The 13,956-nt window shown below is 62.1% G+C and carries 18 protein-coding genes; 17 read left to right on the forward strand and 1 reads right to left on the reverse strand.

Annotation, left to right across the window (positions count from 1 at the left end):
- The 11 genes from BMX75_RS15295 to BMX75_RS15345 all read left to right on the forward strand — a co-directional run.
- Positions 1 to 1,082 (forward strand): phage protease (locus tag BMX75_RS15295; RefSeq protein WP_092829397.1); only part of this gene is annotated, 1,082 nt, incomplete at its 5' end.
- Positions 1,083 to 1,118: 36 nt separating this feature from the next.
- Positions 1,119 to 1,556, forward strand: coding sequence for a hypothetical protein (locus BMX75_RS15300; protein ID WP_092829399.1), 438 nt, complete (start codon positions 1,119 to 1,121; stop codon positions 1,554 to 1,556).
- Between the two features lie 15 nt (positions 1,557 to 1,571).
- Positions 1,572 to 2,474: a Mu-like prophage major head subunit gpT family protein gene (locus BMX75_RS15305; RefSeq protein ID WP_092829401.1), complete on the forward strand. Its 903-nt coding sequence runs from the start codon at positions 1,572 to 1,574 to the stop codon at positions 2,472 to 2,474.
- 68 nt (positions 2,475 to 2,542) lie between these two features.
- Complete coding sequence (locus tag BMX75_RS15310) at positions 2,543 to 3,007, forward strand: HI1506-related protein (RefSeq protein WP_092829403.1); 465 nt, start codon at positions 2,543 to 2,545, stop codon at positions 3,005 to 3,007.
- Positions 3,008 to 3,010: 3 nt separating this feature from the next.
- The gene (locus tag BMX75_RS15315) at positions 3,011 to 3,424 is read left to right on the forward strand and encodes a gp436 family protein (RefSeq protein WP_092829405.1); all 414 of its coding nucleotides are present in this window, start codon (positions 3,011 to 3,013) and stop codon (positions 3,422 to 3,424) included.
- Positions 3,424 to 3,987, forward strand: coding sequence for a phage protein Gp37 (locus BMX75_RS15320; RefSeq protein WP_092829407.1), 564 nt, complete (start codon positions 3,424 to 3,426; stop codon positions 3,985 to 3,987). The genes BMX75_RS15315 and BMX75_RS15320 overlap by 1 nt, the downstream gene beginning before the upstream one ends.
- 2 nt (positions 3,988 to 3,989) lie before the next feature.
- Entirely contained in the window at positions 3,990 to 4,232 is a 243-nt protein-coding gene (locus BMX75_RS15325; protein ID WP_092829409.1) for a DUF2635 domain-containing protein, read from the forward strand.
- A 3-nt stretch (positions 4,233 to 4,235) separates the two neighbouring features.
- A complete protein-coding gene (locus BMX75_RS15330; protein ID WP_092829411.1) occupies positions 4,236 to 5,717 on the forward strand; it encodes a phage tail sheath subtilisin-like domain-containing protein in 1,482 nt (493 codons plus the stop codon).
- A 36-nt stretch (positions 5,718 to 5,753) separates the two neighbouring features.
- Positions 5,754 to 6,104 (forward strand): phage tail tube protein, encoded by a 351-nt coding sequence (locus BMX75_RS15335; RefSeq protein WP_092829412.1) that lies wholly within the window; start codon positions 5,754 to 5,756, stop codon positions 6,102 to 6,104.
- Entirely contained in the window at positions 6,104 to 6,544 is a 441-nt protein-coding gene (locus BMX75_RS15340) for a phage tail assembly protein (RefSeq protein WP_092829413.1), read from the forward strand. The genes BMX75_RS15335 and BMX75_RS15340 overlap by 1 nt, the downstream gene beginning before the upstream one ends.
- Positions 6,545 to 6,609: 65 nt before the next feature.
- Complete coding sequence (locus BMX75_RS15345) at positions 6,610 to 8,460, forward strand: phage tail tape measure protein (RefSeq protein ID WP_092829414.1); 1,851 nt, start codon at positions 6,610 to 6,612, stop codon at positions 8,458 to 8,460.
- A gap of 2 nt (positions 8,461 to 8,462) precedes the next feature.
- Here BMX75_RS15345 and BMX75_RS15350 read toward each other — a convergent pair whose 3' ends face one another.
- The gene (locus BMX75_RS15350; RefSeq protein ID WP_092829415.1) at positions 8,463 to 8,936 is read right to left on the reverse strand and encodes a hypothetical protein; all 474 of its coding nucleotides are present in this window, start codon (positions 8,934 to 8,936) and stop codon (positions 8,463 to 8,465) included.
- Between the two features lie 35 nt (positions 8,937 to 8,971).
- Here BMX75_RS15350 and BMX75_RS15355 point away from each other — a divergent pair, with 35 nt between their 5' ends.
- The 6 genes from BMX75_RS15355 to BMX75_RS15380 are packed head-to-tail and all read left to right on the forward strand — an operon-like array spanning position 8,972 to position 13,848.
- On the forward strand, positions 8,972 to 10,129 hold the full coding sequence (locus tag BMX75_RS15355) for a DNA circularization protein (protein ID WP_092829416.1): 1,158 nt from the start codon (positions 8,972 to 8,974) through the stop codon (positions 10,127 to 10,129).
- Positions 10,122 to 11,174 carry a phage baseplate assembly protein gene (locus tag BMX75_RS15360; RefSeq protein ID WP_092829417.1) on the forward strand — a complete coding sequence of 351 codons (1,053 nt, stop codon included), beginning with the start codon at positions 10,122 to 10,124 and terminating at the stop codon, positions 11,172 to 11,174. The genes BMX75_RS15355 and BMX75_RS15360 overlap by 8 nt, the downstream gene beginning before the upstream one ends.
- Complete coding sequence (locus BMX75_RS15365; protein WP_092829418.1) at positions 11,168 to 11,758, forward strand: phage baseplate assembly protein V; 591 nt, start codon at positions 11,168 to 11,170, stop codon at positions 11,756 to 11,758. Before BMX75_RS15360 ends, BMX75_RS15365 begins: the two co-directional genes overlap by 7 nt.
- Positions 11,758 to 12,195 carry a phage GP46 family protein gene (locus BMX75_RS15370; RefSeq protein WP_092829419.1) on the forward strand — a complete coding sequence of 146 codons (438 nt, stop codon included), beginning with the start codon at positions 11,758 to 11,760 and terminating at the stop codon, positions 12,193 to 12,195. The genes BMX75_RS15365 and BMX75_RS15370 overlap by 1 nt, the downstream gene beginning before the upstream one ends.
- A gap of 1 nt (position 12,196) precedes the next feature.
- A complete protein-coding gene (locus BMX75_RS15375; RefSeq protein ID WP_092829420.1) occupies positions 12,197 to 13,258 on the forward strand; it encodes a baseplate J/gp47 family protein in 1,062 nt (353 codons plus the stop codon).
- Complete coding sequence (locus BMX75_RS15380; RefSeq protein WP_092829421.1) at positions 13,249 to 13,848, forward strand: YmfQ family protein; 600 nt, start codon at positions 13,249 to 13,251, stop codon at positions 13,846 to 13,848. Before BMX75_RS15375 ends, BMX75_RS15380 begins: the two co-directional genes overlap by 10 nt.
- Positions 13,849 to 13,956: the final 108 nt, after the last annotated feature.

Genomic DNA, 13,956 nt, shown 5'->3' on the forward strand with positions numbered 1-13,956 from the left:
TCGCCGTCTGCGCCCTCCGCGTGCAGATCACCGACGACAAAACGCGCCTGATGCCCGCTGGCACCTTTCACGCACCGCGTGGGGCTGCTGAGGGCTCTGGACCGTGGCACCTGTCTGCCGAAGCTGCTCAAGCGATCATCCGCTTGGCCGCTGCGCGCAGTACTGACATCGCCATCGACTACGAACACCAAACCCTTTACAGCGAACAGAACGGCAAGCCTGCGCCTGCCGCTGGCTGGGTCGACCCGCGCTCGCTTGAGTTTCGAGACGACGGCCTTTACGGCGCGATTGCCTGGACCGCCAAAGCCCGCGCGGCTATCACACCGGGGCCAAACGGCGAGCCGCCTGAATATCTCTATCTCTCCCCTGTTTTCCCGTACGACGCCAACGGTGTGCCGCTCGACCTCCTGCACCTGGCGTTAACCAACACCCCCGCCATCGACGAAGGTGCCGCGCAGCTTGCCGCTGCGCGCATGTCGGTAACGCACGAACCCCCCGAGGAGACTGACACCGTGGACCGTGAACAACTGATTGCTGCGCTCGGCCTAGCTGCCGATACCACCGACGAACAGATCAACAGCGCCATTGCCGCGCTGAAAGCCGCCGCTGCTGATGCCGAGGCGTTCCGCCAGGCGTTGGGTGCCAAAGACGACGCAAAGCCGGATGAAGCCGTAGCCGCACTGAAGGCAAAAAGCGGTACTGCCCCGCCGTACATGACCCAGTACGTGCCCATTGCGGTGTTCAAAGAGACCACCGAACAGCTGGCCGCGCTGAAAGCCAACAGCAACTCCGCCGAGCTGGACGCGCTGATCAAGGAAGGCCTGGACGATGGCCGAATTCCTGGAAAGGCCACCGCCGATTGGCTGCGCGAGCAAGGCATTGCCGCGTGCAAAGCCCACCTGGAAGGCGCGCCGAGCATCGCCGCGCTGAAAACCGGCCAGACCCAAACCCAGGGCAAACCGCCCGAGGGTCGCAAGGGCGGCGATGAAGACAAGCTCAACGAATCAGAGCTTGCCGTCTGCAAAGCCATGGGCCTTACGCCTGAACAGTACCGCAAGGCGAACCCGGCCACGGCTGAATAAGCCAGCGCCTAACCCACCAGGAGAGAGGATCACACCGTGACCGCTGCCACCAAGAACCGAAACACACCGCATCGCCTGGGCTTGTCTCGCGGCCTGTTAGTCGCCGCCGCTGCCGAGTGCTTTGCGGGCACCATCGCCGTCATCAACGGCGATGGCTATACCGAACCCGGCACCACCGCCACTGGCTTAACCGCTGCGGGTGTGTTCAGCCACTACCAGGACAACACCGACGGAGCCGATGGCGATGAAGTCGTCGAGGTCGAGCGCGGCAACTTCGCGTTTGAAAACTCCAGCGGTGCCGATGAGATCACCCGCGCCGATATCGGCAAGGTTTGTTACATCGTCGATGACCAGACGGTGGCCAAAACCGCCGACACCGATACCCGCTCCCCCGCTGGCATTGTCGACGATGTCGACGACGCCGGTGTGTGGGTCAACATCGACCCGACTAACGGCGTTGCCGCTAGCGCCTGATAAAGGACTGCCTACATGAATCTTACTCAAGCCAATTTGAAGGTGCTGTTTCAGGCCTACAACGCTGCCTTTCAGCAGGGCTTTAGCTCGATGGGGGAACAGGCAGCGCTCTATGAGCTGTTCTGTACCACAGTGCCCAGCACTACTGCCGTTGAGGTGTACCCGTTCCTCAAGAGCCTGCCGCGCATTCGTGAATGGCTGGGTGATCGCGTTGTTCACTCGCTGGAAGGTGCCGCGTTCAGCATCAAAAACCGTAAGTTCGAGCTGACCGAAGGCGTCTCACGTGATGCTATCGACGACGATACCTACGGCCTATGGTCGCCTGTTTTCCAAGAGTTTGGCCGCTCAAGCCGTGAGCATCCCAACGAACTCGCTGTGGAAGTACTGGAAGCCAACCCGGAATGCTACGACGGGCAGCCGCTGTTTGATGCCGACCATCCCGTGCTCGATGAAAAGGGGCAAGAGATCTCGGTGACCAACGACATGGGCGGCTCGGGCGACGCCTGGTACGTCATGGACAACACCCGCGTGATCAAGCCCGTCGTGTTCCAGAAACGCCGTGACTACAACTTCCGCTCGATCACCGACTTGAACGATACCCAAGTCTTTATGACCGACAAGTTCCTGTTCGGCGTGGATGCTCGCGTTAACGCCGGTGCCGGGCTATGGCAGTTGGCCGTGCGCTCTCGTCAGGCGTTCACCCCAGAGAACTACGAAGCCGCACGCCAGGCCTTGACGAAGATGAAAGGCGACTATGGGCGCCCCCTGGCGCTGCGTCACTCGCACACCATGGTGCCCAACTCAATGGAAGGCGCTGCCCGTGCCGTGCTGCAAAGCCAGCTCGCCGCTGGTGGTGAGACCAACAAATGGGCCAACACCTCAACGCTGGTGCTCAACCCCTGGTTAGCCAGCGCCTAACAGCCCGTTAACCCGTAACGACACGCAGTGCCTGCCCCGGCGGGCACTGCGCAACGGAGAGCACCACCATGGCAACACGTAAAACCACCACGACCAAGGCGAAGCAGTCCACCCAGGCGAAAGCGACTGAGCCAAAAGCCGAGCAGGTAGCGGTAACACCAGCCGATGAAGTAGCGCCGGACGCCGAGCAGGAAGCCCAGGCAAATACACAGACGGCAACACCAGCGGAAACGATTGAGCCGAAGGCCGACCAGGACGCTCAGGCTGAGACCAAGTCACCGGCCCCGCAAGCCACTCAGCAAGCGCCATCAGCCAGCAAGCCCAAAGCCCCTGAAAAGGAAATGCCAGGTGTTTTCGTGCGTACCAAGCGCAGTGTGAAAAGCCGCCGCCGTGCGGGCTTTCGCTTCAATCGCAAGGGTGTCGGCATTGCGCTGGAGCTACTCAGCGAAGAGCAGCTAAAGCAGCTGCGAGACGACCCCGCGTTGGAGGTGGAGGACTGCACCTTACCGATTGAAGCGGAAAGCGAGGAGTAACCCATGCCCTACTGCACGAAAGACGACCTGGTCGAGCGCTTTGGCGAGAACGAGCTGCTCGACCTGGCCGCCGACGATACCGGCCTGGACGTTGACGCCAACAAGGTTGATGGCGCTATCGCCGACGCCAGCGGCGAGATCGACGGCTACGTGAGTGCAGCGGGGTACACCGTGCCGCTTTCCAAGGTGCCGCGCATCATCACCGCCTACGCCTGTGATATCGCCCGTTACCGCTTATACGACGACCGAGCAACCGAGCAAGTCACCAAACGCTACAACGACGCGGTGAAGTTCCTGCGCAGCGTGGCCAAGGGCGAGGTGCGGCTGGGCATTGATTCATCGGAAAGCGCAGCAGGCAGCGCCGGTAGCGTGATGATGGAGACCGGCCGCCGCGTGTTTAACGGGGGTGGCTTCTAATGCTGGCCAAAATTGAAGACGCCATTATCGAGCGCTGCAAACTGGTGTTAGCCGACCGCGTTAAAACCGTCGAAGACCTGCCAGGCAAGTGGAACCAAAAGACCCTGCGCGCGGCGCTACGCAAAGTGCCCGGCGTGTTTGTCGCCTGGGGCGGCGCGCGCGGTGACGGCGACCTGGCCCAGCCCGCGACCCAGAACCGCTATGTGGTGTACGTGGTGACCGGCCACGCCAGCGGCGAGCGCGAACGCCGCCGGGGCAATACCCGCCAAGTGGGTGCCTATGAACTGCTCGAACGCGTGGTGCCCGCTGTGCATGCCCTATCTGTACCGGATGTGGGCAGCCTGACGCTGGAGAGCATCGACAACCTCTACGCCGATCACTTCGACAAGGAAGGCGTGGTGGTTTACGCCGCTGCCTTCCGGCTGAAAGTGCTATGGCCAGCAGCATTGAGCGTTAACGACCTCGCCCCGTTCGAGCTTTACACCGGCACTCACCGCATCGGCGGCAATGACGATCCCGATGCCGAAAGCCGCGTCGAGCTACCCCAACCCCAGGAGGACTAACCGTGCCATCCATTTACGTTAAACCGCGCCTGCGCGATGCCAAAAAACCCGATCAAGGCGTGCTGCTGGTACGCCGCGAAAGCGACGGCAAGCCGATCCCCGCCGAGGGCGCGCTGGTTGAGCATACCCCCTACATCCGCCGCCGCCTGCGCGATGGCGACCTGGTGCGCGCTACGGCCCCGGCCAAAACCAGCCGTGCCAAAACTGCCGCAAAAGACGCCAATGCTGGCGAGAAGGAGGCGTAAACCATGACCATAACCGCCGGTGTCTTTAACGACATCCCCAGCGACCTGCGCATTCCGAGCGTTTCTATCGAGTTCGATTCTCGTTTGGCCAACAGCGGCGTATGGCAGACCCGCCTGCTGGTCATCGGTCAGCGCCTGGAAAGCGGCGAGAAAAACGCCCTAACCGCCGACCGCGTCACCAGCGGCGAGCAAGCCGACCGCTACTACGGTCGCGGCTCAATGCTGGCCGAGATGGTACGTACGGCGTTAGAGATCGACCCTTACATGGAAACACTCGGACTGGCGATGGATGACCTGGAAGCGGGTACCAACGCTGAGGGTTCCATTGGCGTCGTCGGTACCGCCCTGCGTGGTGGCACTGTTTCGCTGTATATCGGCGGCTACCGCGTGCGCGCCGGAGTTGAAGCAAGCGATAGCGCCGAGACGATTGCCGAGGCCCTGGTCGACGCCATCAACGCCGAAGGCCGGGTACCCGTGACGGCTACCATCGACGGCACCGATGCCACGCTGGTCAACCTGAACTGCAAGTGGTCAGGTGAAACTGGCAATGACATCCACCTGGTGTTTAACGCCAAGGGTGAGCGGAGCATTGACGGCGTAACTTTCGATATCACACAGCTCAGCGGTGGAGACGGCAACCCGGATATTGGGGACGCAATCGCAGCCATGGGTGATGAGTGGTACCACTACATCGCCTGCCCGTATACCGACACCGCCAACATTGATGAATTGAAAACCGAGCTTACTCGCCGTTTTGGGCCAATGGTGCAGACGGGCAGTCGAGCTTTCGGTGCGTTTCGGGGCACCTTCAGCGAGACCAGCACCTTTGGCAGCGCTCTAAATGGCGAGCATATGACAGTGATGGGGACCGGCAAGTCTGTTGGTCCCACCTACCTATGGGCCGTCACCTACGCGATGATCGCCGGCGGTTCGCTAACAAATGATCCGGCACGCCCGCTGCAATACCTCGCACTGCCTGGTCTTATCGGCCCGCTCAAGGAAGACCAGTGGACCAAAGCTGAACGCAACCTGCTGCTGTACGACGGCATTGCTACGTTCACGGTCGCAGACGACGGGACGGTGCAGATCAACCGCGAGATCACGACATACCAGACCAATGAAGCGGGTGTCGAAAGCGACGCCTACCTCGACATCCAGGTGCCCGAAACCCTGGAACGCATCCGCTACGAGCAGATCTCGCGGATTCTCTCAAAATATCCGCGCCACAAATTGGCCACCGATGAAGACGCCGCACTCTTTGGCGCTGGTCAGCCGATCATGACCCCCAACGTCTGCAAGGCCGAGCTGCTCGACCTATATCTCGATTTTATCGAGAACGGCTGGGTGCAGGACTACGAAGGATACGCCGAAAGCCTGACCGTCAACATCGACCCAGACAACCCGGCTCGCCTCAATGTGATCGACTCGCCGAAGCTCGTTGGCCAGTACCGTATTCACGCGATGCAGACACAATTCCGCCGCTAAGCGGCCAGTAAACCGCCGTTTAAGGAGTGCGTAAACATGACCCAATTGACTGGCAAGTCCACCGTCAAGGTCGATGGATCGGAGTTGCTTACCGATCTCGATACAACCATCAATGTTGGCGGCGTCAGCCGGGAGGCAGTGGTGGGTCCAAACGGTGTCCAAGGCCACCGGGAGACCCCTGAGGCACCGACAGTGAGCACTACCGTCCGCCACACCCGCGACACTGACTTGATCGCGCTAGGACGCATTAAGAACGCCAGTGTTATCACCCGGACGGATACCGGCGACTCCTACTTGCTGCGCAAGGCATTCGTCACCGACACCGTCGAAATGTCCGGCGGTAACATTCGCCTCAACTGGTCCGGCATGGGCCTGGAGAGACTCTAATGGCAGGCACAAAACTACCCGTCACACTTATCCACGGCCTCAAGATCGGCGAGACCGAATGTAAGGACGTGGTGCTACGTGAGGCAACCGCTGGCGACGTGCTCGACGCTCAAGAAGCTGCCGAGCGTCTGATGATGGTGCCCAACGGCGACGGTGGCTTCGAGCCGATGCTGGTGGTCAGCCCGTCCCGCGTCGGTGTTGAAGTCCTACGCCGCCAGATCGTCAGCATCGGCGACGTCTCCGGCCCTCTCGATCTCAAGCTGATGCACCGGCTGCACCCTGAAGACCTCAACCGGCTGCTGGCTAAGAGCGAGCAGCTCGATGGTGCCGCCGTTGCCCAGACACAGGAGGGTGCGACGCAGCGGGGGCGAGGCGATAGCGATCGCCCAGCATCTAACGAAGCTGATGTGGGTGATCGCGACACGCACGGGGTGGAGTGAAGCCGAACAACGCGGCATGACGATGCGTCGGCTGCTCGGCTATTTGAACCAGGCCAGGAGATAACATGAGCGAATTGCGCGCTTCGGTGGTGATGGACCTGCGCGGCAACCTCGAACGGCAATCACGCCGCTACGAGGGTGCCATGCGCAACATGGCAAACAACGGCCAGCGCCACATGACCCGCTTGCAGCGCGTCACCGGCGGCGTCGGCCGCCAGCTCGACCGCGTGGGCAACCGCTGGGTAGCGCTCGCCACTGGTGCGGCGGGATTCGGCACGGTGCGCAACCTGGTTAACCTGGAGGAGAGATTCACGCGCCTGGGCATCCAGTCCCAACGCAGCGCAGAAGATATGGAAGCACTGCGCCAGCAGATCTTCGAGACCGCCCGCGAGCCTGACATCCGTGTCGACCCTTCGCAGATCACCGGGGCCATTGAGGCAATCGTAGAGAAAACCGGCGACCTGGAATTTGCTCAAGAGAACATCCGCAATATAGCCGCCGCTATTTCCGCGACCGGCGCTGAAGGCACCAACATCGGCGAGATCCTCGCCGAGTTCCAGAAGATGGACATTCGCGGCATGGATGAGGTGCTGCAATCCATTGACACGCTCAATGTGCAGGGCAAGGAAGGTGCCTTTACGTTGCAGAACTTGGCGTCGCTCGGCCCGCGTGTTGTGACCGCCTATACCGCATTAGGCCGTCAGGGGCCGGAAGCGATTCGTGAGATGGGCGCGGCGCTGCAGGTCATCCGCCAGGGTACGGGCAGCTCAGAACAGGCCGCCACCGCGTTCGAAGCGTTGCTGCGCACCTTCCAGGACGCTGAAAAGGCCAAGGACTTGGCCAGCAAAAGTGGCGTGCAGATCTTCGACGCGGATGAACTGGAGCGCGGCCGCGAAGTGCTACGACCCATCAATGAGCTAATGGTCGAGATCGTCGAGGCAGCCGACGGTCGTACATCGCGTCTCTCCGAAATATTCGATGCGGAAGCCATGCGCGCCTTCAACGCCGCGCTGGGTGAGTACAACCGCAACGGCACGGTCGAGTCGATGGACCGTTTCTTCCAAGTTCAGGGCGACGGCACCACCACCATGGGTGACTCCGCCCGCGCCGCTGAAACCGCTGCCGGGGCAATGCGTAATCTCTCAAGCGCCTGGCAGGACTTCGCGGACACGAACCTGAGCGAGCATATCCAGGCAGCCGCCGATGCGCTTAATAGCTTGGACCCTGAAACTGTCGACCTATGGTTGAAAGTGGCGGGTGGTGTGGCCGGAGCCACCGCTGCGCTTTATGCCGGGCGCTCCTTGATGAAGCTGGGTAGCTTTTACGGGGGTATGGGTCGTCGATCTACCTCCGGCGGCATAGCCGGTGGACTGGGCGCAGCCAGCAGCATGGCCCCGGTACCGGTGTTTGTGACCAACCTGGGTGCCCTGGGCGGCGGTGGTTCGCCTGGGCGCACCGGTGGTACCCGCAAAGGTGGGGGCTACACCCCGCCGACTACGCGCACAGGTGGCAGTACCTCAGCGCCAACCACATCACAGAAGCCCCGGCTTTCCAGTCAGGCGCTTAGCGCTGCCTCAAGAGTCGGTAACAGTTCCGCCGTAGCAGTTGGCCGCTCCCTACCGGCGATCAGTACCGTGCTGGCGGCTCAGGGAATCGGCGGGCTGATTGAGGACGCCGTCGAGCGTACCGAAACCGGCGGAAAGATGGGCAACTACGTGGAGCTGGCCAGGGAATCGGCCAAACAAACCGTGATGGAATACGGGCGTAACTCAGTCGATACCTTCCGCGACGCTGGCGAAAGCGTGCTGCGCATCTTCGTTGACCAGGATGGCCGAGTGAAAGACGCCCGCGCTGAGCGGGGTCAGGGTGGGCCAGAGATCGATGTAGATCTGGGTAACTGGAGGACGTGGCAGTGAGTTTAGCTCTCGTGGATATCCGGCTGGCGGCCCTCGGCAAGCTTGAGAAGCTTAACGCGAGTATGCCCGTCGTCATCTTTATTCTGAAACTTGGTAAGCAACGTCACATCTTGCTCGGTCAAGTAAACGGTTTCAAAAAACGGGCCTTCACCTTTCATGTCGCAATTATCGGTGATGTCTTTTCCATGGGAGCAATAGAGCAATTCAAGGCCACCATAGCCTGCATTCTGCTCGCAATCTTTAGGCTCATCCCAGGTACCACAGTCGCCAATTTCCGGGATGCTGAACTGGAACTGCTCAAGCACTTCCAGCCGCCAATCGCGGTAACTGTACTCCCCTTCATATTCCAAACCCAATTCACTGGCCAGGTTTTGCTGGACAGCAACGGTGTCGCTATCGGCATGAAGCGCACCGGCCATCAGGCCCAGTGCCAAACCGCCTGCAATAGCGGTGATATGAAGTATGCGTTTAACCATTTTTCTTCTCCCTGTATCCAACGGAGTGTAGCCCAATGAGCTGGCGTGATCGAATCGGCGACGGCACGGCCGAGTTCCGGGGCGTCACCCTGTACCTGGAACGCGGCTCCATTTCGCCTGGCCGCCGCGTCCAGGTACACGAGTACCCGCTGCGCGATGATCCATATGTTGAAGACCTCGGCCGCAAGTTGCGTGAATGGCAGGTCATCGGCTATTTGCTGGGCGAAGATTACGATATCCAGCGCAACCAGCTAGCCGATGCTCTGGAACTGCCTGGCGCGTTCGAGATGCGCCACAGCTACTACGACACCCATCGCGTGGTGATTACCGGCGACCCGCGCATTACGGAAAGCACCCGCGAAGGCGGCATGGCGCGTGTGAGCTTCACCGTTGTACGCGCCGACGACTCCCCGCGCTACCCCACCGCGGTTGCGGATACCCAGCAGGTCGTGGCGTCTACCGCCGAGTCGTCACGCCTGGCGATTCTTGATGAGTTTATCGATGCTTTTGAGATCGTTGAGCTTGCTGTCGACCGCGTCGAGGCCGTAGAAGCGACGATCCTGGGCGCGATCAGCGAGATTGAAGGCATCGTTGGCGATGTCACCGGCACTATCGCGCGGCTGATTCGTACCCCCGCTGAACTGGGCGCGGCAATTCTATCCAGCATCGGCCAGATCAAGAACATGTTCGGCGAGCCAGGCAGAGCCCTCGGCGTTTATAGCGCCCTGTTTGGCACTGGCGAGGTGCGCTCAACCAGCTTTAGCGCCCCCCAGCAAACGCGGCTTGAGACTCAGGCACAGAATGCCGCCGTGGCGCTGATTCGCCGTGGCGCAGCGGTTGAAGCCGCCGAAGCATCTGCCGAGTGGCAGTACGAAACCCGGCAGCAAGCGGTCGAAACGCTGGAAGTTATCCACCAAGGCATTACCGAGCAGCTTAGCGGCAGCGTGCCGCCCTTGCCGCAAACCACCCAACGCCTGGTGAGCTTGCGCGCTGCGGCCGTACAGGATCTTCGCCGTCGCGGCACCGCACTGCCCGAGCTAACCCGCTACACACCCAACGCCCGTATGCCAGCGCTGGTGCTCGCTCACCGGTTATATGGCGATGCCCGACGCGATACCGACATCATCCGCCGCAACAACGTGCGCCACCCCGGCAGCGTGCCCGCTGACACCCTGGAGGTGCTGAGTGAGTGAACTCGCGCTTGTCGTCGACGGCGACCGTCACCTGGGCTGGAAAGAAATCCAGATCCGCCGCAGCTTGGACGCCATGGCGGATAGCTTCGAGCTGGTGCTCTCCGAGAAGTGGGCCGACCGTGACGGCACCACCGTCGAGCCGCGCCGCTTGCGCACCGGCGCGCCGGTCGTGGTAGAGATCGACGGCGAGCCAGTGATTACGGGCCATATTGACGACGTGCTGCCCAGCTACGACGCCCGCTCGCACAGCCTTGTCGTCTCTGGCCGTTCCAAAACCGCCGACCTGGTTGACTCATCCAGCACCGCCCAGCCCTGGGAGACCGGCCAGACCGTGCTCCAGGTGGCCCGCCGTGTCGCTGAGCCGTTCGGTATTGAAGTGGTGGCCGAAGTCGATGTGGGCGCACCGCTGCGCGCCTTGGAAGTCGAGCCAGGCCAGACCTTCGGTGAAGCGCTGGGCCAGCTCGCAAGCTACCGCGCCTTGCTGCTAGTGGCCGACGAACAAGGCCGCCTGGTGCTCACCCGCCCACCCCGCGCCACGCTCAAAACCGAATTGGCGCTGGGCGAGAACATCCGCGTAGCCCGTGGCCGCTTTAGCGATCGTGACCGCTTTGGCGAAGTCATCGTGCAAGGACAAGGCGCGGCCGACGATACCTGGTTTGGCCGCCCGGCCAGCGGTGCGTCAGGCCGCGCGAAAGATGACGGCATCAAACGCCACCGCCCGACCTTGGTGCTCTGCGATACCAGCACTGACTCTTCATCGTGCCGCCAGCGCGCCGAATGGGAAGTGCGCCGCCGCTGGGGCCAGTCGCGCGGCATCACGTACACCGTCGCGGGCTGGCGGCATCAAGACGGCCTCTGGCGGCCCGGTGACCTGGTGCCCATCCGCGACAAATGGATGTTCGACGAACCCGTCGAGTGGCTGATTACCGAGGTGCAACTGCTCCTCGATGAGCGCGGCGAACGCTCGGAGATCCGTGTCGCCCCGCAAAGCAGCTACGACCTTGAAGCCGAGCCGGAACCGGAACGGGAGAGCGACGTATGGTAGGCCGCGAGACAACCAAGCTATTGAGCCCGCTATGGCGGCGGCTGCGCCTGCTGATCAGCCGCGCCGTTGTGGCTCGTACCGACAGTGCCAAAGGGCTGCAAATTCTCCAGCTGGATCTGCTGCGCGATGAGACAAAACGCGTCGAGCATATCGAACCTTATGGATACACCGCACGCCCGCTGAAAGGTGCCGAAGCCATAGCAGCATCGGTCGGCGGTGCCCGTGGCCACCTTGTGGCGCTGCTGGCCACCGACCGCCGCTACCGCAAGCGCAATCTCGCCGAGGGTGAGGTCGCGCTGTACACAGACGAAGGCGATGAACTTGTGTTTAACCGGGGCCGGATCGTGCGCTTAAACGCCGGTTCAGCGGTGGAGGTCACTGCACCGAAGGTCACGATTACCGCAAGCACATCAATCACGCTGGACACCCCGGACGTGTTCGCCACCGGCAACATCAAGGCCCAGGGCCAGGTCAGTGACGGCACCGGCTCCATGCAGGGCATGCGCGATACATACAACGGCCACAATCACGACGAAAACGACAACGGCGGCCCGACTGACGCGCCCAATCAAGGGATGAACTGATGGACATTACGCTCGACGACGTCGACGGGCTGTTAGATGTCGCGCTCCTGGACGGCGACCTTGTCACAGATGACGGCCTGCGCACCGCTGTCGCATTCTCACTGCTCTGCGATCGCCGGGCAGAGGAAGACGACATCATCCCCGACGGCACCGACAACCGGCGCGGCTGGTGGGCCGATGCCATTGCCGATCAAGACGGCGACAAGTGGGGCTCTCGCCTCTGGCTGTTGAGCCGCGAGAAGGAACTACCCGAGGTACGACGCCGCGCCGAAGCCTACGCCGAGGAAGCGCTGGATTGGCTGCTCGCTGACGGCGTAGTCAGCGAAATAGTCGTCACCGCCGAGACGCTAAACCGCTCGGTGCTGTGGCTACGTGTCGATATCCAGCGCGGCGACGGCACCCGCATTTCCGACCGCTATCAATACGTGTGGAGCTAACATGCCCTGGCAATCCCCAACGCTAAACGAGCTTGCCGAACAGATCCGCGCCGACCTGCGCGGCCGCCTGCCCAACGCTAACCCGGCGCTACGCCGGGCCATGCTGCGCGTAATTGCCGATGTTGATGCCGGGGCAGTACATGGCCTGTACGGCTACCTGGCGTGGCTCTCAAAGCAGCTGATTATCGACACCGCCGAGGGCGAATGGCTGGAGCGCTGGGCCAGTATCTGGCGCATTTATCGCACCGGGGCGGTGGCCGCTGCCGGGCCGATATCCATGACCGGCGACCCCGGCGCTCAGCTGCTCGACGGCACTGAGCTTGAGCACGAAAACGGCACCACCTACACCGTGGATGAAACCGTCACGTTCGACGCCGAAGGCGTGGCCAACGTCGATGTTACGGCGGTTGATGCAGGCACCGATGGCAACCTGGAAGCCGGTGAAACGCTACGCCTGGTGTTGTCGATCAGCGGTATCGACGGCGAAGCCACAGTGGGCGATGAAGGCATTACGGGTGGTGCCGGGCGCGAGAGCGACGACCGACTGCGTGAGCGCCTATTGGAGCGCATTCAGAACCCACCTCACGGCGGCAACGAAGCCGACTACCGCGCATGGGTACGCGAAGCCCATCCGGACATCACCCGCGTATGGATCGCCCGCCACAAGCCCGACATCGGTGAAGTCACAGCGCGCTTTGTGTGTGACGACCTCGACGACATTATCCCGGAGTCTGAAGTCGTGGAAGCGGTCGAGACGTATATCGATGACGTCCGACCGGTGACCGCTAGAGGGTTCTACGCCGTCGCCCCAGAGCCTGCACCGATCCCGTTCGAGATCCGTTTAACGCCGGATACCGCCGAGGCGCGCGGGCGGATCGCGGAAGCGCTCGATGACTTCCTCGGCCAAACTGCTGAGCCCGGCGGTACCAGCTACCGCGAGCAGCTCTCCGGCGTGATCTACATCGCGGCGGGCAGTAGCCGCCACGAGCTGGAAGCGCCCGCCGCAAACGTCACTCACAGTGCCAATCAAATCCCCACGCGGGGTGAAATCACATGGCTCTAACACGCGACGATTATCACGGCATCCTGCACACCCTCGGCCCGCCGGGCCAGGCGCTCCCCCGGGAGCCAGAAAGCTTCTGGCAGCGGCTCCTGGAAGCCCGCGCCGGAGCGTTCCAGCGTGTCGATGCCCGCGCGGATACGTTGATCGAAGAGGCCGACCCTCGCACGGCCTCGGACCTGCTACCCGACTGGGAGCGCGTCACCGCGCTGCCTGACCCCTGCGTGACAGGCGAGCAAACCCTAAACGCCAGGCGCGACGGCGTTGTGCGTGTGCTCACCACCACTGGCGGTGCCAGCCGACCGTATTTCAAGGGCCTCGCGGCAGACCTCGGCTACGACATCGAGATCGAGGACTACCTCGCCCACACGGTCGGCAGTGACGTCAGCGAGCCGATTCGCGGTATCGACTGGCGCTGGGCGTGGACCGTCCGCGCCCCCAGCGACACCGTTGAGTACTTCGCCGTGAACAGCGGCGTCAACGAACCCTTAGCGAGCTGGGGCAATGAACGCCTGGAGTGCGTGATATCCAGGCTCGCCCCCGCCCATTCCCTTGTACTGTTTGCCTACGGAGAAGACGAAAATGGTGGATAGAGTTTACAAACGCAACGCCACAGAGACGGCCCCCCAGCCGCCCGCAGATCCAAGCGAGGGGTACCCAACCGACGGCAACCCCGCCCAAAGTATCCCCGCGACGGCGCC

The sequence above is a fragment of the Vreelandella subterranea genome, from assembly GCF_900111305.1.
Taxonomy (GTDB): Bacteria; Pseudomonadota; Gammaproteobacteria; order Pseudomonadales; family Halomonadaceae; genus Vreelandella; species Vreelandella subterranea.